Here is a 24,617-nt window from a genome sequence, read left to right on the forward strand (position 1 = left end):
CGCGGCCCGCCTCCCCATCACGGCTGCCGGACGGCAGCACCCCGGCGACGGATGTGGCGCGACGCGCCCCCTCTCCCGTGCGGGCGCGGGCGGGGTGAGGGATCAGATCGTTCCGAACGGGCCCTGTTCCTCACGCCATCCCGCTCCTCGCCGGAGCGGGATCTGCGCCCCGGCACGTCGGAGCGGCCGCCGCCGGAGCCGGGCGTATCGATCGGAGCGGGCATGACCTCAGGACCAGAGTCGCAATCCCAGATGCAGGCCGGGCAACCTGTCGGCAACGGCCATGGCGGTACGGATGACGCCGTGCTGCCCTTCGCGGTCGAGGCGCTCGACGTGCGCGGGCGCCTGGTCCGGCTGGGGCCCTCGGTGGACACGATCCTGCGCCGCCACGGCTACCCGGATTCCGTCGCCCGGCTCCTGGGTGAGGCCGCCGCGCTGACGGTGCTGCTCGGCTCGTCGCTCAAGTTCGAGGGCCGGTTCCAGCTCCAGACCAAGACCGACGGCCCGGTGGCGATGATCGTGGTCGATTTCGAGGCGCCCGACCGCCTGCGCGCCACCGCGCGGTTCGACGCGGAAAAGGTTGCGGCCCTGGGCGCGCGTCCGCTGAAGGATGCCGACCTGATCGGTGCCGGCCATCTGGCCATGACCATCGACCAGGGCTCCGCCGCCAGCCGCTACCAGGGCGTCGTCGCCCTGGAGGGTCAGAGCCTGGAGGAGGCCGCGCACCAGTATTTCCGCCAGTCGGAGCAGATCCCCACGCAGGTGCGCCTCGCGGTCGCCGAGGCCGTGGAGGAGGGCGCCGGGCATTGGCGCGCCGGCGGCTTGATCGTGCAGTTCCTGCCCCAGTCGATCGACCGGGCTCGCCTCGCAGACCTGCCGCCGGGCGACATCCCGGAGGGGCACACGCACCTGTCCGGGCAGGCGGTCGAGGACGATGCCTGGGTCGAGGCGCGCTCGCTCGTCGGCACCGTTGAGGATCATGAGCTGGTCGATCCGAGCGTGTCGAGCGAGCGCCTGCTCTACCGGCTGTTCCACGAACGGGGCGTGCGGGTGTTCGACCGCCAGTCGGTGCACGAGGCCTGCCGCTGCTCGCGGGAGCGCGTCATGGGCATGATCCGCTCGTTCTCGCCCGAGGAGCGGCGCGACATCGTGGCGGATGACGGGCGCATCGTCATCACCTGCGAATTCTGCTCCCGCCGCTACGATCTCGACCCGCAGGAGGTCGAGGCCGAGATCGGCGCGCAGCCGAACCAGTAGAGGCCCGGGCCGCGCGTACGATCGGCGCGGCTCTTCGGCCAACAACGGCCAAGCTTCTGCACGCGAAACGCGGATGCATCAGTATTCGTTGCGTGAATTTTTGAGGATCGCGAACCGAACCGTTTCCGGACCTTCGACGTTGCGTGGCTGCTTCAATATCGGAGGAGACGCCATGCGAACGTTGTCGATCGGGTTGGCCGCGCTGCTGATCAGCACCTCGGCCTATGCGCAGCAATCGGCGGGAGCCGATCGCGGTGGCGGGATGGCCGGCCGGGCCGGGGCGGGCGGCTCGGAATCGAGCATGCGGAGCGGGGCCGACCGGAGCGGATCGCAGAATGGCGACCAGGCTGCCTCGGGTCGCGCCGGCGCCGAAACCGGACGGGCCGCGCAGGGCCGGGATGGCGGGCGGGAATCCGGCGACCGGATGGCCCAGGATCGCGGCCGAGCCGGCCCGGAAGCCGGCGAGCGCCGCGGCGACCGCGCCGAGCGGGATCCGCGCGGTGACCGGGATGGCGCGCGCGCCGAACGGGGCGACCGCGCCGATATCCGTGGCCGGACGGAGAGCCGTACGGAGCGCCGGACCGATATCCGGTCGGATCGGGTCGAAGGCGGTCTGCGCCGCGAGGGCCGGTTCGTGTTCATCGGCGGTCGCCGGGTCGTGTACGGCTCGCCCGAGTACCGGCGCCTCATCGTCACCGAGAATCGCGGCCCCCGGGTCCGCTACGTCGTGATCCGCGGCCAGCGCGTCCTCTATGGCTCGCCCGAGTACCGCCGCCTTGTCAGCACCCGTGAGAGCCGACCGCGCGAGCGCTTCGTGACCATCCGGGGCCAGCGCGTCGTCTACGGCTCGCCCGAATACCGCCGTCTGGTATCGGTGCGCGAGGAGCGGTTCGTGACGATCCGCGGCCAGCGGGTGCGCTACGGTTCGGATGAATATCGCCGGCTGAGCGGCGGCGGCACGGTCAATGCCAGCTTCCGGACCGAGACCCGCGCCGGCATCCGCAGCGACCGCCGCGACGCGCGCGACGGAACCCGCAACGCGGTGCGCAATGAAGGGCGCGACACGGACCGGGCCGCCAATCGCGAGGGCCGGAACGACGGTACCCGCAACAGCGACATGCGGGGCGGCCAGCAGGACGGCATCCGCAACGCCTCGGAGCGCGGTGACCCGCAGGGCGGCGCGCGGCCGGCCGGCACCGACAGCGGCCGGATGGGCGGCGCCGAGCGCGGCGGCATGAATGCCAGCCCGTCTCAGGGCGGCGCAGCGCAGGGCGCCGGCAAGGCCGGCCGCGAGTCCGGCGCCGGCCGCAACTGAGCACGAATGGGGAGGGGCCTCGGTGGCCCCTCCCGCATCATCGGGTCAGACCTTCAGCACCGGCTCGGCGATGTCGCCGCCGCCGCGGGCCTTCAGATAATCCGGCTGGAACAGGCACATCCGCACGGCATCGCGATAGCGGCCGTTCACGAAGAACTCGTCCTTCAGCACGCCCTCGGGCCGGAAGCCGCAGCGCTCGTAGATGCGCACCGCCCGGGCATTGTCCCGGTCCACGTGCAGGTACAGCTTGTGGATGTTGAGGACGCTGAACGCGTAATCCATGGCGATCCGGGTCGCCTGCCAGGCATAGCCCCGGCCCTGGAAGCTCGGGTGGATCGCGATCTGGAACTCGCAGCGCCGGTGCAGGTGATTGATCTCGACGAGCTCGATCAGGCCCGCGGGCTCGCCGCTCGGATCGGCCACGATGAAGCGGCGCTCGGTCTGGTTGTGGATGTTGCGCTCGTAGAGCTGCTGCAGTTCGGCGAAGGACTCGTAGGCCTCCTCGAACCAGTAGCGCATGATGCTGTCGTTGTTGTTGAGCTGGTGGACGAAGCGCAGGTCCTCGCGTTCCAGCGGTCGCAGCTTGATGGTGATGCCGGTAAGCGCGTTCATGACGCGGAAGCCTCGATCAGGGCCCTCAGGAACCGCTCGCCCTTGCCGAGCGCGTCGAGGGTGATGAATTCGTCGGGTTGGTGGGCCTGGGCGATGTCGCCGGGTCCGCACACGACCGTCGGGATCCCGGCCCGCTGGAACCGCCCGGCCTCGGTGGCGTAGGGCACCGCGATGGTGCGGTTGCGCCCCGCGAGCCGCAGGCACAGCCGCTCGGCCTCGGAGCCGGGTTCGGGTGCGAGCCCGGGAATGTCGACCTCCTCGATCGTCTCGATTCGCCCGTAATCACCGTACCGGTTCAGGCGCTCCCGCGTCACCCGTTCGACCTCCTCGGCGAACAGGCGCGGGATTTCGCCCGGGTCGAGGTCGGGCAGGCCGCGATACTCCCAGTGGAAGCGGCACTCCTTGGCGAGGATGTTGCGGGCCGTGCCGCCCTGGATCGTGCCGACATGGATCGTGGTGGCGGCCGGATCGAACCGTCCCGAAGCGTCGCCGCGCTCGACCATCCGGTCGGCGATCCGGCTGAGGCCGGCGACCAGCTCGCAGGCCGCCGCCACCGCGTTCGCCCCGAGCGCCGGCCGGGCCGAATGGGCCTCGTGGCCGTGCACGATGGTCAGGCAGGTGACGATGCTCTTGTGCGCGTCGGCAACCTCCATCCCGGTCGGCTCGCCGACGATCACCGCATTAGGCCGCGGCAGGTCGGCGCCGAACCGCGTGATCGCATCCATCGAGCCGAGGCAGGTGGTCTCCTCGTCGTAGGAGAGCAGGATGTGGATCGGCCGCCTGAGATCGGCGCCCAGCATGTCGGGCACCAGGGCCAGCGCCAGGGCGTCGAACGCCTTCATGTCGACGGCGCCGCGCCCATAGGCCCGGCCGTCGGCGACCCGCAGGGTGAAGGGGTCGCTGGTCCAGGCCTGGCCCGCCACCGGGACCACGTCGGTATGGCCGGAGAGGACGACGCCGCCCTCGACCATCGGGCCGATCGTGGCGAACAGGGCCGCCTTGTCGCCGGCGGCGTTCGGCAGGCGGAGATACGGGACACCCCAGCCGTCGAGATAGGCGCAGACGGAATCGATCAGGGCGAGGTTCGACTTGTCGCTCTCGGTATCGAACGACACGAGGCGGGCGAGCATGTCGAGCGGGCTGAGCCGCTCGCCGATCCCAGACATAAATCCCTCCGGAGCGAAGCCCCGGGCTCGGGACCTCAGTGCAGGCTGCGGCGGACGTGCGGACTGTCGAGGGAGAAGGCGGGAATCTCGGCCTCGAAGCTTTCGCCGGCCACCGTCGCCATGGTGTAGCTGCCGGCCATCAGGCCATCGGGCGTGTTGAGCGGGCAGCCGCTGGTGTAGCAGAAGGACTCGCCCGGCTCCAGCACGGGCTGCTTGCCGACCACGCCGGTCCCGCGCACTTCCTGGCAGGCCCCGTGCCCGTCGATGATGCGCCAATGGCGGGAGCGCAGCTGGACCTGCTCGCTGCCGGTGTTCACGATCTCGACCGTGTAGGCAAAGAAATACCGGCTCTCATTCGGCGAGGATTCCTCCTCGACGAAGCGAGGCTGAACGGTCACTCGAATTCCTCGCGTCTCGGCCTTGTACATCGCCCTATAAGGCCCTTCTTCGAACGGTGCGATCCGATGAACACGGATTGAACACGCTTCACTGGCGGTGGTAGTGGGCGGTGAAATCGCCGTCAATTGCGGCGGACTACCTCGCGCGGATGATGCCGCAGGCCGGTCGGACGGGCATCGCGGTCGCCGACCCGGGTCTGCGCCGATAGGATTAAGCCGGCATTAGCCAGTCCCGGCGGAGAACGTTCCCGGACGCGGATCCACCCGGAGGCGCGCGAAGGAGTCGAGGCGCGATGAACGCGGGCGCAGGCATGGATGCCGCCGATTCGCAGGCCACCGATTCGGCCGTAGAGACCCGCTCCGGCATCCTGCCGGCCGAGGCGATCGCGGCCCTGGCCCGGACGGGCGGCATCCGCGCGGCCGAGCCCTTCGCGGGCGACCAGATCCAGCCGGCCAGTCTCGACCTGCGCCTCGGCGCCACGGCCTACCGGGTCCGGACCAGCTTCCTTCCCGGCGCCGCCCGCACGGTCCAGGCCTGCGTCGAGCGCCTGTCGCTGCACCGGATCGACCTGCGGCCGGGCGCGGTGCTGGAGACGGGCTGCGTCTACATCGCCGAGTTGCAGGAAAGCCTGGCGCTGCCCGGTGACCTGGCCGCGGCCGCGAACCCGAAGAGTTCCACCGGACGCATCGACGTGTTCACCCGGGTGATCACCGACCGCGGCGAGGCGTTCGATCAGGTCGAGCCCGGCTATACCGGGCCCCTCTACGCCGAGATCTCGCCGCGCACCTTTCCGGTCCTGGTCCGGACCGGCTCGCGCCTGTCGCAGATTCGGTTCCGCCAGGGTTCGCCGCGCCTCACCGAGGCGGAACTCGGCCAGCTGCATCTGCGCTCCCCGCTGGTCGATTCCGACGCCCCGTCCTTCCAGGGCGGCGTCGCGGTCTCGGTGGACCTGTCCGGGTTCGATGGCCTGATCGGCTACCGGGCCAAGCGCCATACGGGGCTGGTCGATGTCGACGCCCCGGGTCGCCACCGGGCCGTGGATTTCTGGGAGCCCCTGCCGGCCGACGGCTCGGGCGCCCTGATCCTCGATCCCGGCCAGTTCTACATCCTGGCCTCGAAGGAATCGGTGCAGGTCCCCCCGGACCACGCCGCCGAGATGGTGCCGTTCGATCCCCTGGTCGGCGAGTTCCGGGTCCATTACGCCGGCTTCTTCGATCCCGGCTTCGGCCATGCCGGAGCCGGCGGCGCGGGCGCCCGCGCGGTGCTCGAGGTCCGATCGCGCGACGTGCCGTTCCTGCTGGAAGACGGCCAGATCGTCGGCCGGCTCGTCTACGAGCGCATGCTGGCCATCCCCGGCACGCTCTACGGCGCCGGGGCCGGCTCGAATTACCAGGCCCAGGGGCTGAAGCTCTCGAAGCACTTCTTCCTGTAGCCCCGGCAGCCTGGACCCCGCGCGGGAGCAGCTTTCGCATGGACGCGGTGGACCGAAAGATTCTCGACGTCCTTCAGCAGGACGCGACGCTGCCGGTCGCCGAGCTGGCCGAGCGGGTCGGGGTGAGCGCCGCCCCGTGCTGGCGCCGGGTCAAGAAGCTGGAGGCGTCGGGGGTGATCCGGGGCCGGGTCGCCCTGGTGGATCGCCGGAAGGTCAACGTCCCGACGACGGTGTTCGTGGCGGTGAAGGCGCCGCGCCACGCGGCCGACTGGTCCGACGCGTTCCGCCGGGTCGTCGCGGGCTTCCCGGAAATCGTCGAGGCCTGGCGCCTGACCGGCGAGATCGACTACCTGCTGCGCATCGTCGTGCCCGATATCGAGGCCTACGACGCCGTCTACCAGCGGCTCATCGCCAAGCTCGAATTCTCGAACCTGTCCTCGTCCATCGCCATGGAGGAGATGAAGTACACGACCGCCGTGCCGACGATCTACATGGATTGACGGTTTCGACCTGGAGCGTCGGCGCCCCCGTCATCGCGAGCGCGACGCGGCACCCCGGCGCGCTGAAACCGCGCGCTGCCCCGGCCATGGCGGCGCGGGCCTCACATCACCCCGGCGCGACCTCGTAGGTCCGGTGGATCGACGAGGCCTGCTCCCGGTGATCGTAGCCGTAGACGTGGATCGAGATCGCCGTGTCCGGACCCGCGTTGGCGATCCGGTGCAGGTTCGGGCCGGTGGGCATCATGCAGGCCACGTAGCCGGGGACCCGGACCGCATCCAGGGTCGCGACCGCGTGGGTGTCGCTGATCGGGCGATACCACGTTTCCCGCAGGCTGCCGTTGAGCAGCCCGAAGCAGCAGGAGCAATGGTGGTCGTGGACCGGCGTGACCGCTCCCGGGCTCCACACCATGGCCCAGACGCTGATCGCCCGCGTGCCGAACAACAGGTTGCGGCCGAGCCCTCCCGGCGGCGCGACCAGTCGCGTCCGGTCCAGCAGATCGGGCCGCGCCAGGATCTTCAGCAGGGTCGCCCGGGCCGAGGCCAGATAGGCCTCCGCGGAGCTTTCAGCCGAGAGAGCGAGATCCGCCATCATGGCTTCGACGTCAGCCGGCTGGGTCAGCGGGGTCATGCGCGGCCTCCTCAAATGCCCTCCGTCAGGCTGGGCGAAGCCTAGCGCGGCGGGGCCGGAGACGGATTGCGAAGTTCGGGCTCGGATCGCCCGGGCGAGCAATGACATTTCGTCAAATCGCGGGAGAGCCGAAACCCGTTTCCCGACGGTCGACAAACCCGCTGTTTGCTGGCGCGAGGGGGCTTACCGACGCAACGACGCCGCGGACGAGTCGATGGGGTGACCGGTCGATCCGTTCGCGGCCCGTCGCACCATCGTCGCGCGCGCAGCACGATCGATCCGTCGGCGCGCCCCGGGGCAGCGCCGCCGGATCAGACCGGAATGTGCGGTCGGGGGCTCAGCCGGCGGCGGCCTCGTCGAGCAGCCAGGCCACGTCGCCCTGGCTGGTCACCCGGCCGGCGGGCAATGCCTCGCCCGCGGCAAGCCGGGCCAAGGCGCGGCGCTTGCCGGCACCGGTCACCAGGAACAGAACGTGCCGCGAGGAGGCCAGGGCCGGGAAGGTCAGGGTGATGCGCGGCACGAACGGCTCCAGGCCGGCCTCGGTTACCGGAGCGACCAGCCGGTCCGTCTCGCCGAGCGCCGGCTTGCCGGGGAACAGCGACGCGGTGTGCCCGTCCTCGCCGATGCCGAGCAGGACGAGATCGAACAGCGGACGGGCGGGATCGAGCCTGTCGGCCCCATAGAAGTCGAGCAGGATCCGCTCGTAGGCCCGCGCCCCGGCTTCGGCGCCCGCGTCGGAGGGGATGAAATGCAGGTGGGTCGCGGGGATCCGGGATCCGTGGCCGAACGCCTCGCGGACCATCCGGACGTTGCTGCGCTCATCGTCCCAGGGGACCACCCGGTCGTCGCCGAAGAACCAGTGGATCCGCTCCCACGGCACCCGGGCGGCGTAGTCCGGCCCGGCGAGCAGGCCGTAGAGCACCTTCGGGGTCGAACCCCCGGCCAGGCAGATCGCGATCCGCTCGGATTCGGTCTCGCTGCAGGCCACGATCAGTCGCTCGGCCGCCTCGCGGGCGACCGCCTGCGGATCGGGCAGGACGTGGGTTCCGGTGGGAAGGCTCATCGGCGAATCTCGGCGTTTCCCGGCCTCACGACTTCTTCGGTTCCTGGTGGCCGCCGAAGCCCTTGCGCATGGCCGAGAGCAGCTTGTCGGCGTAGCTCTCCTGCTCGCGGGAGCGGAAGCGCCGGTACAGGGCCGCGGACAGCACCGTCGCCGGGACGCTCTCCTCGATGGCGGCGTTGATCGTCCAGCGGCCCTCGCCCGAATCCTCCACGTAGCCGGAGAAATCGTGGAGGCTCTCGTCGCCGGCCAGGGCCTGGGCGGTCAGGTCGAGGAGCCAGGAGGAGACAACGCTCCCGCGCCGCCAGACCTCCGCGATGTCGCCCATGTTCAGGTCGAACCGGCGCTCGGCCGGGAGCGCCTCCGAATTGGCGTGCTTCAGGATGTCGAAGCCCTCGGCATAGGCCTGCATCAGGCCGTACTCGATGCCGTTATGGACCATCTTGACGAAGTGGCCGGCCCCGGTCGGCCCGGCATGGATGTAGCCCTGCTCGGCGCGCGGGTCGCGGCCCTCGCGGCCCGGCGTCTTCGGGATGTCGCCGATGCCCGGCGCCAGGGTCTTGAAGATCGGGTCGAGGCGGTCGACGGTCTCGGTGTCGCCGCCGATCATCATGCAATAGCCGCGCTCCAGCCCCCAGACGCCGCCCGATGTGCCGACATCGACGTAGTGCAGGCCCTTGGCCTTGAGTTCGATGCCCCGGCGCACGTCGTCGCCGTAGAAGGAATTGCCGCCGTCGATGATGCAATCGCCCGCCTGCATCAGGCCGCCCAAAGTGGTGACCGCCTCCTCGGTGATCGCGCCCGCCGGCAGCATCACCCAGGCGGTGCGGGGGGCTTCGAGCTTGGAGACCAGATCCTCCAGGCTCGACGCGCCGATTGCCCCGGCCTCGACCAGTCCGGCCACCGCCGCCGGGTTCTGGTCGAACACCACGGCCGTGTGCCCGTCGCGCAGGAGGCGCCGGACGATATTGCCGCCCATCCGGCCGAGGCCGATCATGCCGAGTTGCATCTTTGATCTCCTCAGGATTGCCCCTCGCCGTCGCGGCGCGGGGCGCGTCGTCGCCTAGGCCACCGCGGCCTTCAGCGCCGCCGCAATGCGCTTCAGCCCGGTCTCGAGATCACCCTTGATATGGACCCGCAGCGCCCGGCGGCCGCGCTCGGCCAGCACCGCGAAGTCGCCGCGCGCCTGCGCGGCCACCACGGTGCTGAAGCCCAGAGCCCGGCCGGGGATCGGCAGGTCCTCGGATGGCGCCGAGGTGATCTGAAGGAACACGCCGGTGTTCGGGCCGCCCTTGTAGGCCTGGCCGGTCGAGTGGAGGAACCGCGGCCCGAATTCCAGGCAGGTCGCGACCTTCCGGGCATCGCGCACCGCAAGCCGGGCCTCCTGGAGGATGCCGGCCGTCTTCGCGTCGCGGGGGACGTAGGCGAGGAGCCCGAGATAGTCGCCGTCCTTCAGGCGGGCGACCTGAGCCTTCAACGCCGCTTCCAGGCCGTCGGAAGCCTGGGGCAGGGCCTCGGCGTTCTTCGGGTCGGCGAACAGGGCGATGGCGTCGTCCTCGAACAGCGGCGTCTCGGCGGGGAGGGCGCCGTTGCGCTCGGCCTCCGAGAACAGCTTCTTCGTCTCGATCTTGCTGGCCTCGACATCGGGCTGGTCGAACGGGTTGATACCGAGCACCGCGCCGGCCACCGCGGTGGCCATTTCCAGGCGGTAGAATTCCTGCGGCAGCTGCTCGATCGAGTCGAGGGTGATGCGGGCGATCGGATGGCCGTCGCGCTCCAGGGCGCGCAGGGCCTCGTCCTGGGCCTCCTGCGCCTGGCCGTCGAGGCGCAGGTAGATGAAGAACCGGTCGCGGCCGTAGACCGCCGGGACGCTCGCCGGCTCACCGTCCACGGGCACGAGGCCCTTGCCCTGCTTGCCGGTCGATTCGGCGATGAGCTGCTCCGCCCAGGCGCCGAAGCTGTCGATGCCCGGCGAGGCGATGACCGTCACCTTGTCGCGGCCGGCGAGACCGGCCGCGCCCATCGCGGTGCCGAGCAGCACGCCCGGGTTCTGGGCCGGCGGCACCACCGGCCCGCAGGAGCGGACCATGATCCGGGCCGTCTCCAAGAGCGCCTTCACGTCGAGGCCGAGGGCGGCCGCCGGGACCAGGCCGAAAGCCGACAGCACCGAGTAGCGGCCGCCGATCTGCTTCACGCCGTAGAAGATCTTCTTGAATTTATCGGATTGCGCGGCGCGCTCCATATCGGAGCCAGGGTCCGTCACGGCGACGAAATGGTCGCCCGCCCGGTCGCCCAGCGTTTCCTTCACGCGCCCCAGGAAGTAGTCGCGGAACACGTTGGGCTCCAGCGTCGAGCCGGACTTGGACGAGACGATGAACAGGGTCCGGCCGAGATCGATGCTCGCCTCCAGCGCGCGCACCTGATCCGGATGGGTCGAGTCCAGGATCTGAAGCTTCGGGAAGCCCTCGCGCTGGCCGTAGGTCAGGCTCAGCACCTCGGGGCCGAGGCTGGAGCCGCCCATGCCCAGCACGACCGCATCGGTGAAGCCTTCCTGCTTCACCCAGTCGGAGAAGGTGGCGTAGTCCGCGGCCTTCTTGAGCTCGTCCTCGACGATATGCAGCCAGCCGAGCCAGTTCGCCTCGTCGTGGCCGGACCAGACCGTGGCATCGCCGGCCCAGAGCCGGCGGATCGCGCCGCTCGCCCGCCAGGCTTCGACGGTCTTCTTCGCCTCGGCCGCGAGGGTGTCGTCCATGACGAGGCTCTGGCCGTCGAGGCGCTGGCCGAGGAGCGCGGCGCGCTTGCCGGCGACCGCGCCGAGCAGGTTGTCGGCGGCGTCGATGAAGAGCTGCACGCCCTCCTTCACCAGCTGCTCGGCCACCGCCTCGATGTCGATGCCGGCGCGGGCCAGCCGGGCCATGACGGCCTCGGCGCCCGGCACGTCCTCCTCGATCGTCGCCCGCACGGTGCCGTGGTCGCGGAACGCGTCCATGGTGGCGGGCGGCATGGTGTTGACGGTGTTCGGCCCGATCAGCTCCTCGACATAGAGCACGTCGGAATAGGCCTTGTTCTTCACGCCCGTCGAGGCCCAGAGCAGCCGCTGCGCCTTAGCGCCCTTCTCGGCCAGGGCCGTCCACTTCGCCTCGGAAAAGATCTTCCGGTAGCGCTGGTAGGCCAGCTTGGCGTTGGCGATCGCCACCTTGCCCTTGAGCTGGCCGAGCGCCGCCTTCTCGTCAGGGTCGTTGGCCTCGGCGATCTTCTCGTCGAGCAGCTTGTCGACCAGCACGTCGATCCGGCTGATGAAGAAGCTCGCGACGCTCGCCACCTTCGATACGTCGTGGCCGGCCTTCGCCCGTTCGTCGAGCCCGTCGATGAAGGCGCGGGCGACCGCCTCGTAGGCCTCCTGCGAGAACAGGAGCGTCACGTTGATCGAGATGCCCTCGCTGGTCAGCTGGCGGATCGCCGGGATGCCTTCGGGGGTGGCCGGCACCTTCACCATGAGGTTGTCGCGGGCGACCGCCTTGTGCAGGCGCCGCGCCTCGACGAGGGTCGCCTCGGTGTCGAGCGCCAGGTAGGGCGACACTTCGAGGCTGACATAGCCGTCCGCTCCGTCGCTCGCCTCGTAGACCGGGCGGAGCACGTCGGCGGCGGCCTGGATGTCGGCGATCGCCAGGCCCTCGTAGAGGTCGATGACCCGGCTGTCGCCGGTCTCCTGCACGGCCTTCAGGCTGGCATCGTACTCGTCCGAGTGGCCGATCGCCTTCTCGAAGATCGACGGGTTGGACGTCACCCCGCGCAGGCCGTCCTGCTCGACGAGGCGCTTCAGCTCACCCTTCTGGATGAAGCCCCGGGCCACGAAGTCCAGCCAAACCGCCTGATCCTGTTCGTCGTGCAGGGCCTTGAGCGCGTTCATGTCGGTTCCTCGTTGTCCCGTACCGCGTTCTCTCGTCCGGAACGCTCTGATTCGCCGATAGGCAGGCCTTGGTTCCTACCGATCAGGGCCACGGCCGGCAGAACCGGCCGCGACAGGCCCCTCTCCCGTGTGGGAGTGGGTTGGGGTGAGGGTCGAGACCTTTCCGCAGAAGTCCCACCCCTCACCCTGTCCCCCTCCCTTCGAGAGGGGGGACACGCGCCCGGTGCGACGATCACCGCCCAAGCCCCGATCGGGGCAACGGATCACGCCGCGCACGCCCGTTATGCCTTATGCTTGGCCAGCTGCGCCCGGGCGGCTTCCAGAACCTTGTCGGGGGTAAAGCCGAACTTGGTCTGGAGGTCCTTGATCGGCGCGGAGGCCCCGAACGTGTTCATGCCGATGACCGTACCCTCCGTGCCGGCGTAGCGGTCCCAGCCGATCATGCTGCCCTGCTCGACGGTGACCCGCGCCTTGACGGCGGGGGGCAGGACGGAATGCCGGTAGGCCTCGTCCTGACGCTCGAACAGGTCCCAGGACGGCATCGAGACGACGCGCGCCTTCACGCCCTCGGCCTTCAAGGCCTCGTAGGCGCTGACGCAGAGCTGCACCTCCGACCCGGTGCCGATCAGGATCACCTCCGGGGTGCCGTCGCAATCGCCCAAAATGTAGCCGCCCTTGGCGGTGCCGGCGGCGGCGCCGTACTTGGTGCGGTCCAGCGTCGGCAGCGGCTGGCGCGACAGCGCCAGCACCGCCGGCTGGTTCTTCAGCGAGAAGATCACCCGGTAGGCCTCGGCGACCTCGTTGGCGTCGGCCGGGCGCAGGGTGACGAGGCCCGGGATGCAGCGCAGCGACAGGAGCTGCTCCACCGGCTGGTGGGTCGGCCCATCCTCGCCCACGCCGATCGAGTCGTGGGTGAAGATATGGAAGATCGGCAGCTCCATCAGCGAGGCCAGCCGGATCGGGGGGCGCATGTAGTCGGCAAACACTAGGAAGGTGGCGCCGTAGGCCCGCAGACCGGAGAGGCCGAGCCCGTTCACGATCGAGCCCATCGCGTGCTCGCGCACGCCGAAATGCAGGTTGCGCCCGCCCGGCGAGAACGGTCCGAACGAGCCGGCGCCCTCGAAGGTGAGGTTCGACTTGTTGGACGGCGCCAGATCGGCCGAGCCGCCGAGCATGAACGGCACGTGCTGCGCGATGGCGTTGAGCACCTTGCCGGAGGATTCCCGGGTGGCCATGCCCTTGGCGTCGGGCTCGAAGAACGGGATGTCCTTGTCCCAGCCGTCGGGCAGGCGGCCTTCCAGCAGGGCGGCGAGATCCTCGGCATGGTCGGCATCGGCCGCCCGCGCCTTGGCGAGCAGCTCCTGCCAGGCATCGTAGAGGGCGGCGCCGCGCTTGCCGATCCCGTCGCGGAAGTTCTCGTGCACACCGTCCGGCACGAGGAACTGCGCGTCCTCGGGCCAGCCATAGGCGCGCTTGGCGCCCTTGACCTCGTCCTCGCCCAGCGCGTCCGAATGCGCCTTCGGGGTCCCCTGCTTCTTCGGGGCGCCGTAGCCGATCACCGACTTGACGACGATCAGGGTCGGCCGGTCGTGGGTGGCCAGGAACGTCTCGAGGGCGCCCGAGATTGCGTGCAGGTCGTTGGCGTCGGCCACCCGCAGCACCTGCCAGCCATAGGCCAGGAACCGGGTCGCGACCTCCTCGCCGAAAGCCAGCTCGGTGTGGCCCTCGATCGTGATGGTGTTGTCGTCGTAGATCCAGCAGAGGTTGGCGAGCCGCAGGTGGCCGGCCAGCGAGGCGGCCTCGGAGGCGACGCCTTCCATCAGGTCGCCGTCCGAGCAGATCGCGTAGACGTTGTAGTCGAACAGCGGCAGCTCGGGCCGGTTGAGGCGCGAGCCGAGGAAGCGGCCGCCGATCGCCATGCCGACCGAGTTCGCCACGCCCTGGCCCAGCGGGCCCGTGGTGGTCTCGACGCCGGTGGTGAAATGATACTCCGGATGGCCCGGGGTCCGGCTGTCGAGCTGCCGGAACTTCTTGATCTCCTCCAGGGTCACCGCGGGCGCGTTGCCGCCGTCGCTCTCGGCCACATTCGCGAGATGCAGGAGCGCGTAGAGCAGCATCGAGGCGTGGCCGCAGGACAGCACGAAGCGGTCGCGGTTCGGCCAGTGCGGATGGGCCGGATCGTAGCGGAGGTAGTGGTTCCACAACGTGTAGGCGACCGGGGCGAGGCCCATCGGCGCGCCGGCATGGCCGGAATTGGCCTTCTGCACCGCGTCGATCGCGAGCGTCCGAATGGTGTTGATGCTGAGCGTGTCGATCTCAGCGAAATCCGCCTTGGTGGGGGTATCTGCGCCGCTCATGATGTCGCGTCTTCCAGTTCGCCTCTTGCGTGCCGCTTGTCGGCTTCACGCTGCCGAAGGACGGCGGGAGGGGCTCCGTTGGCCTTACCACCCTGCCGATCCGCCGGCCCTTCGCCGCGCGTATAGCTGAGCAGCGTGTTGACGAGCGCGACATGGGTGAACGCCTGGGGGAAGTTACCCACAAGGCGCTTGGCTTGCACGTCGTATTCCTCGCTGACCAGGCCGAGATCGGTGCAAATGCCGAGCAAGCGCTCGATGAGCGCCCGCGCCTCGTCCCGCCGGCCGAGGCCGATCAGGTTGTCCGCATACCAGAACGTGCAGGGCAGGAACGCCCCCTCGTTGCCGGACAGGCCGTCGGTGGTCTGGCCCTCGGTCTCGTAGCGGAGGATGAAGCCGTCGCGCATCAAGCCTTTGCCGATCGCCTCGACGGTGCCGACCACCCGGGGATCGTCCTGCGGCAGGAAGCCGGTATGGGCGATGAGCAGCAGGCTCGCGTCCAGCGCCTTCGACCCGTAGGATTGGACGAAGCTGTTGAGCGCGGGATCGAAGCCCTTCGCGCAGACCTCGGCGTGGATCTCGTCCCGGACGGCGCGCCAGCGCGCGGCCTGTTCCTCGGTGGCGCCCGATTCGTGCATCTCGTGCATGCGCAGCGCCCGGTCGAACGCGACCCAGGCCATCACCTTCGAATGGGTGAAGTGGCGCCGCCCGCCGCGGACCTCCCAGATGCCTTCATCCGGATCCCGCCAGGCCTTCTCGAGATGGCCGAGGATCGCCAGCCCGACCCGCAACCCGTCCTTGCTGATCGGCAGGCCCCGGGCATGGGCCTGGTAGAGCGCGTCGAACAGCTCGCCGTAGACGTCGATCTGGAACTGCGAGGCGGCGGCGTTGCCGATCCGGACGGGCCGCGAGTTCTCGTAGCCGGGCAACCAGTCGAGCTCGATCTCCGGCAGCAGCCGCTCGCCGGCGATGCCGTAGAGGATGTGCGCCTGTTCCGGGTTGCCGGCCACAGCCCGCAGCAGCCAGCCCAGCCAGTCGCGCGCCTCGTCGATGTAGCCACCGTCCATCAGGGCGATCAGCGTCAGGGTCGAGTCGCGCAGCCAGCAGAACCGGTAATCCCAGTTGCGCTCGCCGCCGAGCCCCTCGGGCAGGGACGCGGTCGGCGCCGCGACGATGCCGCCGGTGGGCTCGTAGATCAGCGCCTTGAGGGTCAGGAGCGAGCGCTGCAGCATCCGGTCCCAGGCCGTGCCGCCGGCGCAGCGCGCCGACCATTCGCGCCAGGCCTGGTCGGTCGCCTCGAGCGTCTTGCGCGGCTCGATCGGGTGCGGGTCGTCCTCGTGGGAGGCGCCGTAGCTCAGGACGAAGCGGTGCCGCTCGCCGGCATGGACGGTGAACTCGGACACGGTGGTCTGCGCGTCCGACCCCTTCAGGTGGACATCGGTGCGCAGCACGACCTTGTGCGGACCCGAGACCGCGCGCAGGTCGCCCAGCTCCGAGCGGGAGACCCAGGGCACCGCGGAGCCGTAATCGAACCGCACCGCCATCTCCATGCGCATGGCGACGCGCCCGTGCACGCCCTCGACCAGGCGCACGAGGTGGGAGCCGTCGCCGACCGGCATGAAATCGGTGACTAGGACCTCGCCGAGCCGGGTCTTGTGCCGGGTCTCCAGCACGAGGCTCCCCGGGCGGTAGGCCCAGCTGGTCTCGACATTCTCGGCCTCGGGGAAAATCTTCCAGAAGCCGTGCGCCTCGGTGCCGAGCAGGCTCGTGAACAGGGCGGCGGCATCGAAGCGCGGCCAGCACAGCCAATCGACGCTGCCCTGCCGGCTGATCAGCGCGGCGCTGCGGCAATCGCCGACCAGTGCGTAATCCTCGATGCGTGCAGCCATCCGGCCCCGGCTCCAGCGCGGAGCCAGGCGCCCCGGCCATCCGCTGCAACGCACCTAGGACGCCCGGTTGCGAGGTCCAGAGGCTTCGTGCGGACAGCCAAGCCTGACCTCATGCGCCGTCGGATTGCCGGTCGCGCCTCAGCGCAGGCACTCGGCCACCGCCAGGGCGACGGAGCCCTGCATGGCCGCCGCGCCGTCCCGCATCAGGCTGGCGGCATCGCCCACCGCGCGGGCGGCGGGCACCAGCTGTCCGACCACCGACGCCGCGAAGGGCAGGGCGGAGGGCGGAAGCAGCCCGGCCTCGTCCGACTCGGCGGCCTCGGCACGGCCGGCGGCGAGGGGATCGGTCACGCGCAGCGGCGTCTCGGGGCAGCGGCGACCGGGGCAGGGGTGCCGGCCCGCGACCGCGACATGCGGATTCGGCCGCCCGGCGAGCGCCGGCCGGGCCGCCGACGGGACGGGGTGCGCGGCCGACGGCGCGGCCAGCGGATAGGCCTCGGCGAAGGCGAGGGAAGCCGGACGGCGGACCGGCACCGAGATGGGCGCGGCCTTGGCGAAGGCGGTGGCCGAGGGGGCGGCGGGCGCGCTCAGGGCAGCGCGGGCCTCCGGGTTCGTCGTCTGCGACGAGGGGCAGTAGATCGAGGCGACACCCAGGATCGCCACGACCACCAGCGTCGGCAGGAACGGCATCGACACGCGTCCGGCGACAGCGTCCGTCAGGGCAAGCGGGTCTGGCCTGCGCATCCGTGTCACCGATCCCCACCGTCGTTCCGTGAGCGCCAGGATGCCCCCAGCATTGCGGCGGAAGCTAGACCGTTTGTTTGCGCGGCGGTAACGGTGGGGCCGGTTGCAGGGCATGCACCTTGCTTGGCCGACGAGGCCCGAGCCGGGCCGCCCCGCGAGAAGACCCGCCCGACCGGGCCACGATGACCGAATCCAACCTCACCGTTGCCGTGATCGACCCGAGCCGCGCCCGCGCGGCGATCCTGGAGGAAGGCCTGCGCGCGGCCGGCATCGGCCGGATCGTGGTGATCCCCGACACGGCCGACCTGCTGGAACGGATCACCGCCCTCAAGCCGGACGTGGTGGTGATCCACCTGGAAAGCCCGAGCCGCGATATCCTGGAACAGATGTCGGGGGTCTCCCGGCAGGTCGAGCGGCCGGTGGCGATGTTCGTCGACCGGTCGGACACGACGATGATGCAGGCCGCGGTCGATGCCGGGATCTCGGCCTACGTGGTCGACGGGCTGCGGGCCGAGCGGATCAAGTCGATCCTCGACATCGCGATCCTGCGCTTCAACGCCTTCGCACGTCTGCAGCGGGAATTGTCGGAGGCGCGCGGCGAGCTGGCCGACCGCAAGCTGATCGAGCGGGCAAAGGGCATCCTCATGAACCTGAAGGGGCTCACCGAGGATGAGGCCTACAAGCAGCTCCGGCGCAAGGCCATGAACGAGAAGCGCAAGATCGCCGACATCGCCCGGGCCATCGTCACCACGGCGGATCTGCTCGGATGAGGCTCCAGCTCGGCTACGTCCCGCTCTGCGATGCCGCGCCGCTGATCGCGGCCCACGAATTCGGCTTCGCCCGGTCCGAGGGGCTGGAGCTCGACCTGTCCGCCGAACCGTCCTGGGCAACCCTGCGGGACCGCCTCGCCCTCGGGCATCTCGACGGCGCACATATGCTGGCGCCGCTCGCTTTGGCGAGCCGGCTGGCTCTGTCCGGGCCGCCCTCCGACCTCATCGTGCCGCTGCAGCTCAGCGCCAACGGCAACGCCATCACGGTCTCGCGCGACCTCTGGGCGGCCATGGCACCGGCGAGCGAGGACCTGGCCGACGTGGCCCGAGCCTTCGCCCGGGTCGCGGCCGAGCGCCGGGACGCGGGCCGGCCGCTGACGCTCGGGACCGTGCATCCCTTCTCCTGCCACAGCTACCAGCTGCGGCAGTTCGCGGAGGCCGGCGGTCTCGATCCCGCAGCCTTCCGGACCGTTGTGGTTCCGCCCCAGCACAGTGTCGAGGCCCTGGCCCGCGGCTTGGTCGACGGCTACTGCGCCGGCGCGCCTTGGAACGCCGTCGCCGTGGCGGCAGGCCACGGGCGGATTGCGGCGCTCGGCTGCGACCTCGCGCCCGACGCCCCCGAGAAGGTCCTGGCCGTGTCGGCCCGACTCGACGGCGCGACGCTGCCGCTGGTCCGAGCGGTGGCGCGCGCGGGGCACTGGTGCGCGAACCCGGATAACCGCGCCGACCTCGTCCACCGCCTCGCGCACCGGACCTATCTCAACCTGGATGTCGACCTGATCGACCGGGCGTTCCGGAGCGTCGCGGTCCTGGACGCGGCGGGCGCGACGCGGCCGATGCCGGGACCTCTCGACGTCGGCGCGCGGGTCCAGGAGCCGCGCGTCGAGGCCGTCCGCTGGCTCGTGGCGCAGATGCGCGCATCGCGACAAATCCCGCAGGACGGCCGCCCGGAGGTGGAGGCGGCGGCCGTCTTCAGGCCCGACCTGTACCGTGCCGCCATGGCCGTTTGAGCCGCGGAGGACAAACCGACCCTTTCGTCATTTGCGGTCTGTATAGACTTCAGCGGGCTGGGAACGTTGCTGGGTCTCGGCCGTTACATCGCTGCCATGCCCGGATGCCGTAAACTCGATACCGAATCGTCGACATCGCATCCGCGCAGCCGGATCGAGCTTCGACGTTATGTTCGCCGCGGCGCCAAGGCGCCGCGCGCCAGCAACGATAACCGTCGTCCCGGCGGCATCCCGTCGTGGTACTGGGTCCTCGTGGCCGGCGCGATGCCGACCCTCGGCCTGCTGGCGATGCTCTCGACGTTGATCTGATCGCGCCCGAGCGTCGGACCTGACGCCGTCGCGTCGGCCGAAGCCCCGCTGTGATCCCGTCCGCCGCGAAGCAGCATGGCGCTCCGCGCAATTGCCGCCTGAGGCGCCTCACAGGCACGCTGCGATCGCGATGAGACCGTCACGCGATCCGGCCGCGCTCGGCGCTCAGTTCTGAGCAGCGATCCACCGCCTGCCCGCGTTGACCGTTTAAGCGACCCGCCGCCTGCTTTTTGTGCAGCGCGTCCAGAGTGCCTCCGGCGCTAGCGAGCCTCAGCAGCGGCGCCGATTGATCAATGATCTTAACATTCTAGCGCCGTGTGCCGCAATTGGCACGGGAAATGCTTTGTTGATCGCGTCCGTCAACGACGACGGGCAGCGCCGTCAGCGAGGCCGCTGATCCGGTTCTCCTGAGGCTTCAAGCCTGCTTCGGGGGATGACCGGCAGCGGCTTTTTCGTGGGCGGTCCGCCGACGATCCTGCACTCGAGGTCCCAGACGCGATCCAGAGATGGCGACATCCCCGTTCGACGACACCAGCGCACAGGATGCGCGCGCCCAAACCGGTCTGCCGCGCGAGCGGCTCGTCGTGGTCGGCAACGGCATGGCCTCGCTCCGGTTTCTGGAGCGGCTAACCGAAGGGTCGCCCGGCCGCTTCGACGTCACCTGCGTCGGCGCAGAGCCCAAGGCCGCCTATAACCGGGTCCTGCTCTCCTCGCTGCTCGGCGGCGAGGTCGACGAGGCGGCCTGCGAATTTCGCGGCCTCGATTGGTACGCGGCCCACGGCATCCGCCTGATCACCGGCGCTCCGGTCACCCAGATCGACCGCGAGAACGGCCTCGTCCTGGTCGGCGAGACCCACGTCCTGCCCTTCGACAAGCTGGTCCTCGCCGTCGGCTCCCTGCCGATCCGCCTGCCGAAGCCCGGCATGGATCTTCCCGGGGTCATCACCTTCCGCGACCTCGCCGACGTTGCGGCGATCCGCCGGGCGGCCGTGCAGCACGCCCGGGCGATCGTGATCGGCGGCGGGCTGCTCGGGCTCGAGGCGGCGGTCGGCCTCGCGCGGCTGGGGGTCGACACGACCCTGCTCCACGTCATGGACCGGCTGATGGAGCGCCAGCTCGATCACCATGCCGCCGCCCTGGTGAAGCGCGCCATGGAGGCCCGCGGCGTCCGGGTGATGCTCAAGGCCGACACGTCTCGCGTCGAGGGCGACGGCAAGGTCGAGCGCCTGATCCTCGCAGACGGGACCGTGCTGCCAGCCGATCTCGTGGTCCTGTCGGTGGGCGTGCGCCCCTCCGTGGCCCTGGCGCAGGGGGCGGGGCTGGAGATCGGCCGCGGCATCCAGGTCGACGACCGGATGACCACCTCGGACCCGCGCATCTTCGCGCTCGGCGAATGCGCCGAGCATCGCGGACAGATCTACGGGTTGGTCGAGCCGGCCTACGAGCAGGCCGACACCCTGGCCCGGCATCTGGCCGGCGGGAGCGCCGCCTATGCCGGCACCTCGCTCGCCACCAGCCTCAAGGTCTCCGGCCTGCCGGTTTTTTCCGCCGGCCTCGTGGACAGCCCCGAGGATGCCGAGGCCGTCGTCCTGTCCGATCCCGGGGCCGGCCTCTACCGCAAGCTCCTGGTGCGGGACGGCCGGCTGATCGGGGCCGTGTTCGTCGGCGACATCGCCGAGCAGGGCGCGTGCAAGGGCCTGATCCGCTCCGGCGATCCGGTCGAGAGCGTCGAAGATCTGATGTTCGGGCGCCCGGCGCCCGAGCCGCTGGCGGCTTAGGGAGGCGCAGATGGCCGAGACCACCACACCGACCGCCCTGGACGGCTTCAATGCCGAGCAGAAGCGCTACCTCGAAGGCTTCGCCTCAGGCATCGCGGCGGCGCGCCTGACCGGCGGCCTGGCGATCGGGCAGAGCCCGGCCGCACCGGCGGAGCCGACCGGGCCGGACGCGATCCACATCAAGGCGCAGGACCGGACCGTCAAGGACGGCGGCAAGCTCTGCGAGCAGGAGAAGTGGAAGCGCGCCGAGCACCCGTTCGACAGCCACAACCGGCTGATCGCGGACGCGACCGCCGGCAAGCAGCCCAAGCCCGAGGACAATTTCCGCTGGCGCTATCACGGCCTGTTCTGGGTCGCCCCGAACCAGGTGAGCTACATGGCCCGCCTGCGGATCCCCAACGGTATCCTGCACCATTGGCAGTTCGCCGGCGTCGCCGACCTCGCCGACCGGCACGGCGGCGGCTACGTTCACGTGACGACCCGCGCCAACCTCCAGGTGCGCGAGATCGGGCCCGAGCACGCCCAGCCGTTCCTCGACGGGCTCGTCGATATCGGCCTCACCGCCCGCGGCGCGGGGGCCGACAACATCCGCAACGTCACCGGCTCGTCCACCGCCGGCATCGACGCGCAGGAATTGCTGGATACCCGCCCGCTGGCGAAATCCTGGAACAACTGGATCATCAACGACCGCTCGCTCTACGGCCTGCCGCGCAAGTTCAACGTCGCCTTCGACGGCGGCGGCGTGATGCCAACCCTGGAGGAGACCAACGATATCGGCTTCCAGGCGATCGAGGTGCTGGACGGCGCCGCGGTGGCGCCCGGAATCTACATGCGCCTCGTGCTCGGCGGCATCTCCGGCCACCGGGACCTCGCCCGCGACACCGGCATCGTCCTCAAGCCCGAGGATTGCAACGCGGTGGCGGACGCGATCATCCGGGTGTTCATCGAGAACGGCGACCGGACCAACCGCAACAAGAGCCGGATGAAGTACGTCCTCGACGCCTGGGGCTTCGACAAGTACCTCACCGCCGTCGAGGACAAGCTCGGCCGCAAGCTCGACCGGGTCGACCCCGCCCATGTCGCGCCGCGCCGGCCCACCGACCGGTTCGCCCATGTCGGTGTGCACGCCCAGAAGCAGGCCGGCCTCAACTGGATCGGTGTCGTCCTGCCGGTGGGCAAGATGACCAGCGACCAGGTCCGGGCGCTGGCCGAGATCGCCCGGGAGTGCGGCGATGGCCAGATCCGCCTCACCGTCTGGCAGAACTTTATCTTTTCCGGTGTTCCGGACGCCAAGGTCGCTGAGGTCGAAAGCCGTGTGGACGCGCTCGGGCTTACCATCAAGGCCGCCGGCATCCGCTCCGGCCTCGTGGCCTGCACCGGCGCCCGGGGCTGCAAGTTCGCCGCCTCCGACACCAAGGGCCACGCCCTGATCATCGCCGACCATGTCGAGCGTGCCGTCACCGAGCTCGACGTGCCGGTGAACGTCCACCTCACCGGCTGCCACCATTCCTGCGCCCAGCACTACATCGGCGATATCGGGCTGATCGGCGCCAAGGTGGTCGTCTCGGAGGAGGGCGACACCGTCGAGGGCTACGACATCGTGGTCGGCGGCGGCTTCGCCGAGAACCCGAAGATCGGCACCGAGATCTGGAAGGCCGTCAGAGCCGAGGACGCGCCCTTCCGCGTCGAGGCGCTGCTGCGCACCTACCTGGCCCGCCGGCAGGGCCCGGACGAGAGCTTCCAGGCCTTCACCGCCCGCACCGGCGCCGAAGCCCTGCGGGACGCCGCCGAGGAACAGCCAGCCCTGAAGGCCGCAGCATGAGCGAGCACGTCGCGCCCCCCCTCGTCCTGATCCCCGAGACCGCGCCCTTCGACGCCGACCAGCGCTCGTGGCTCTCGGGCTACTTCGCGGCCCTGCTCGGCCCCACGGTGACGGGAGCGACCGCGCTCGCACCGGGCGAGGCGCCCCCCGGCGGCCCCAAGCTTGCCGACAACGACGACGCGCCCTGGCACGACCCGTCGGTGCCGATCGGCGACCGGATGGCCCTGGCCAAGGACCGGCCGGAGCCGCAGAAGCTGATGGCCGCCATGGCCCAGCAGGATTGCGGCCAGTGCGGCTACAACTGCGCCGACTACGCCAACGCGATCTTCCTGAAGAACGAGGAGCGCCTGAATCTTTGCCAGCCCGGCGGCAAGGAGACCCTGCGCATGCTCAAGAAGCTGGAGGAGGAGTTCGGCGCCTCGTCCGGCGCGCCCGCCGCCCCCAAGGCCGAGGGCGACGCCCCGAAGCCGGCGGCCGATCTCGGTCCCCTGGGCTTCTGCCGGGAGAACCCGGTCGAGGCGCTGTTCCTGTCCCGCCGGCGCCTCAACGACCTGGGCGGCGAGAAGGAGACCTGGCATATCGAGATCGGGCTGGACGGCACGCCGATCACCTACGAGGCGGGCGACTCGCTCGGCCTGTTCCCGGCCAACGCCCCGGCGCTGGTCGACGCCGTGATCGCCGAGCTCGGCGCCCGGCCCGAGCGGGTGATCGGCGACAAGACTTTGCGCGACCACCTGCTCAAGGATTACGCGCTCGGCGCGGCGCCCGACAACCTCTACCAGCTGCTGTCGCTGCTCACCTCGGGCGCGGCCCGCAAGAAGGCGCAGGCCCTGGCCTCCGGCGAGGATCCGGACGGCGACGCCGCCTATCTCGACGTGCTCGGCGCCCTGCACAAGTTCCCCGGCGCCCGGCCCGACGCGGAGGTCTTCCTGGAGGCGCTCGACGAGTTGCAGCCGCGGCTCTACTCGATCTCGTCCTCGCCGAAGATGGATGCCGGGATCGTGTCCCTGACCGTGGACGCGGTGCGCTATAACCACCGGTCCCGGCTGCGGCTGGGCGTGGCCTCGACCCATCTCGGCGAGCGCCTGCCCGAGCAGACCAAGGTCAAGATCTACCTGCAGAAGGCCCACGGCTTCGGCCTGCCGGCGGATCTCTCCAAGGACGTGATCATGTGCGGCCCCGGCACCGGCATCGCGCCGTTCCGGTCGTTCCTGCGCGAGCGCGCCGCCACCCGGGCGCCCGGGCGCAACTGGCTGTTCTACGGCCACCAGCGCCAGGCCACCGACTTCTTCTACAAGGACGAGCTGACCAAGCTGAAGGACGACAAGATCCTCACGCGCCTGTCGCTCGCCTGGTCCCGGGATGGCAGCGAGAAGACCTACGTCCAGGACCGGATGCGCGAGAACGGCGCCGATCTGTGGAAGTGGCTCGAAGGCGGCGCGCATTTCTACGTCTGCGGCGATGCCAAGCGCATGGCCAAGGACGTCGAGCGGGCGATCATCGACGTGGCGGCCCAGTTCGGCGGCAAGAGCCCCGAGGACGCAGTCGCCTATCTCGCCGCCCTCAAGAAGACCGGCCGCTACCAGGCCGACGTGTACTAGCCGCGCCTTCTCCGTGCGGGCCGCGGCCCATGCGGAACGCGACGCGCCCCCTCTCCCGCAC

The 24,617-nt window shown here is 70.3% G+C and carries 20 protein-coding genes; 10 read left to right on the plus strand and 10 right to left on the minus strand.

The window, feature by feature from the left end; all coding sequences use genetic code 11:
• Positions 1–252 precede the first annotated feature (252 nt).
• Both BMZ47_RS18105 and BMZ47_RS18110 read left to right on the plus strand, forming a co-directional pair.
• A complete protein-coding gene (locus BMZ47_RS18105) occupies positions 253–1,257 on the plus strand; it encodes an Hsp33 family molecular chaperone (protein WP_047170784.1) in 1,005 nt (334 codons plus the stop codon).
• Positions 1,258–1,429: 172 nt separating this feature from the next.
• A complete protein-coding gene (locus BMZ47_RS18110) occupies positions 1,430–2,572 on the plus strand; it encodes a hypothetical protein (protein WP_091863679.1) in 1,143 nt (380 codons plus the stop codon).
• Positions 2,573–2,617: 45 nt separating this feature from the next.
• On the opposite strand, the gene speG is transcribed toward BMZ47_RS18110, so the two are convergent.
• The 3 genes from speG to apaG are packed head-to-tail and all read right to left on the minus strand — an operon-like array spanning position 2,618 to position 4,778.
• Positions 2,618–3,184, minus strand: coding sequence for a spermidine N1-acetyltransferase (gene speG, locus BMZ47_RS18115; RefSeq protein ID WP_007562420.1), 567 nt, complete (start codon positions 3,182–3,184; stop codon positions 2,618–2,620).
• Complete coding sequence (gene argE / locus BMZ47_RS18120) at positions 3,181–4,350, minus strand: acetylornithine deacetylase (RefSeq protein ID WP_091863680.1); 1,170 nt, start codon at positions 4,348–4,350, stop codon at positions 3,181–3,183. The genes speG and argE overlap by 4 nt, the downstream gene beginning before the upstream one ends.
• Before the next feature lie 35 nt (positions 4,351–4,385).
• Positions 4,386–4,778, minus strand: coding sequence for a Co2+/Mg2+ efflux facilitator ApaG/CorD (gene apaG, locus BMZ47_RS18125; protein ID WP_007562424.1), 393 nt, complete (start codon positions 4,776–4,778; stop codon positions 4,386–4,388).
• A gap of 263 nt (positions 4,779–5,041) precedes the next feature.
• Between apaG and BMZ47_RS18130 the strand changes: the two genes are divergently transcribed.
• Together BMZ47_RS18130 and BMZ47_RS18135 are read left to right on the plus strand one after the other, a co-directional pair.
• Positions 5,042–6,181, plus strand: coding sequence for a 2'-deoxycytidine 5'-triphosphate deaminase (locus BMZ47_RS18130; RefSeq protein WP_091863681.1), 1,140 nt, complete (start codon positions 5,042–5,044; stop codon positions 6,179–6,181).
• Positions 6,182–6,219: 38 nt separating this feature from the next.
• Positions 6,220–6,681, plus strand: a complete 462-nt coding sequence (locus tag BMZ47_RS18135; protein WP_007562427.1) for an Lrp/AsnC family transcriptional regulator — start codon at positions 6,220–6,222, stop codon at positions 6,679–6,681.
• A 106-nt stretch (positions 6,682–6,787) separates the two neighbouring features.
• On the opposite strand, the gene BMZ47_RS18140 is transcribed toward BMZ47_RS18135, so the two are convergent.
• The 7 genes from BMZ47_RS18140 to BMZ47_RS18170 all read right to left on the minus strand — a co-directional run bounded on the left by BMZ47_RS18140 (position 6,788) and on the right by BMZ47_RS18170 (position 17,212).
• Entirely contained in the window at positions 6,788–7,309 is a 522-nt protein-coding gene (locus BMZ47_RS18140) for a cysteine dioxygenase family protein (protein ID WP_091863682.1), read from the minus strand.
• Positions 7,310–7,646: 337 nt separating this feature from the next.
• Entirely contained in the window at positions 7,647–8,372 is a 726-nt protein-coding gene (gene pgl, locus BMZ47_RS18145; RefSeq protein WP_091863683.1) for a 6-phosphogluconolactonase, read from the minus strand.
• A 25-nt stretch (positions 8,373–8,397) separates the two neighbouring features.
• The gene (gene gnd, locus BMZ47_RS18150) at positions 8,398–9,378 is read right to left on the minus strand and encodes a phosphogluconate dehydrogenase (NAD(+)-dependent, decarboxylating) (protein ID WP_007562434.1); all 981 of its coding nucleotides are present in this window, start codon (positions 9,376–9,378) and stop codon (positions 8,398–8,400) included.
• Positions 9,379–9,432: 54 nt separating this feature from the next.
• Entirely contained in the window at positions 9,433–12,279 is a 2,847-nt protein-coding gene (locus tag BMZ47_RS18155; protein WP_091863684.1) for a bifunctional transaldolase/phosoglucose isomerase, read from the minus strand.
• Positions 12,280–12,560: 281 nt separating this feature from the next.
• Positions 12,561–14,636 (minus strand): transketolase, encoded by a 2,076-nt coding sequence (tkt, locus tag BMZ47_RS18160; RefSeq protein WP_007562438.1) that lies wholly within the window; start codon positions 14,634–14,636, stop codon positions 12,561–12,563.
• Entirely contained in the window at positions 14,633–16,549 is a 1,917-nt protein-coding gene (locus BMZ47_RS18165; protein WP_280142738.1) for a glycoside hydrolase family 15 protein, read from the minus strand. Before BMZ47_RS18165 ends, tkt begins: the two co-directional genes overlap by 4 nt.
• 111 nt (positions 16,550–16,660) lie before the next feature.
• Positions 16,661–17,212 carry a hypothetical protein gene (locus BMZ47_RS18170; protein WP_091863686.1) on the minus strand — a complete coding sequence of 184 codons (552 nt, stop codon included), beginning with the start codon at positions 17,210–17,212 and terminating at the stop codon, positions 16,661–16,663.
• Positions 17,213–17,448: 236 nt separating this feature from the next.
• On the opposite strand from BMZ47_RS18170, the gene BMZ47_RS18175 reads away from it, so the two are divergent.
• The 6 genes from BMZ47_RS18175 (at position 17,449) to BMZ47_RS18200 (ending at position 24,556) form a co-directional block, all read left to right on the plus strand.
• Entirely contained in the window at positions 17,449–18,036 is a 588-nt protein-coding gene (locus tag BMZ47_RS18175; protein WP_007562443.1) for an ANTAR domain-containing response regulator, read from the plus strand.
• On the plus strand, positions 18,033–19,046 hold the full coding sequence (locus tag BMZ47_RS18180; protein ID WP_091863687.1) for a CmpA/NrtA family ABC transporter substrate-binding protein: 1,014 nt from the start codon (positions 18,033–18,035) through the stop codon (positions 19,044–19,046). Before BMZ47_RS18175 ends, BMZ47_RS18180 begins: the two co-directional genes overlap by 4 nt.
• 66 nt (positions 19,047–19,112) lie before the next feature.
• A complete protein-coding gene (locus tag BMZ47_RS18185; RefSeq protein WP_139221018.1) occupies positions 19,113–19,355 on the plus strand; it encodes a hypothetical protein in 243 nt (80 codons plus the stop codon).
• Between the two features lie 506 nt (positions 19,356–19,861).
• A complete protein-coding gene (locus tag BMZ47_RS18190; RefSeq protein WP_091863688.1) occupies positions 19,862–21,133 on the plus strand; it encodes an NAD(P)/FAD-dependent oxidoreductase in 1,272 nt (423 codons plus the stop codon).
• Between the two features lie 10 nt (positions 21,134–21,143).
• The gene (locus BMZ47_RS18195; RefSeq protein ID WP_091863689.1) at positions 21,144–22,955 is read left to right on the plus strand and encodes a NirA family protein; all 1,812 of its coding nucleotides are present in this window, start codon (positions 21,144–21,146) and stop codon (positions 22,953–22,955) included.
• Positions 22,952–24,556, plus strand: coding sequence for a sulfite reductase subunit alpha (locus tag BMZ47_RS18200; protein WP_091863690.1), 1,605 nt, complete (start codon positions 22,952–22,954; stop codon positions 24,554–24,556). The genes BMZ47_RS18195 and BMZ47_RS18200 overlap by 4 nt, the downstream gene beginning before the upstream one ends.
• The last annotated feature ends 61 nt before the right edge of the window (positions 24,557–24,617 follow it).

It is taken from the genome of Methylobacterium brachiatum (assembly GCF_900113845.1).
GTDB classification, from domain to species: Bacteria; Pseudomonadota; Alphaproteobacteria; order Rhizobiales; family Beijerinckiaceae; genus Methylobacterium; species Methylobacterium brachiatum.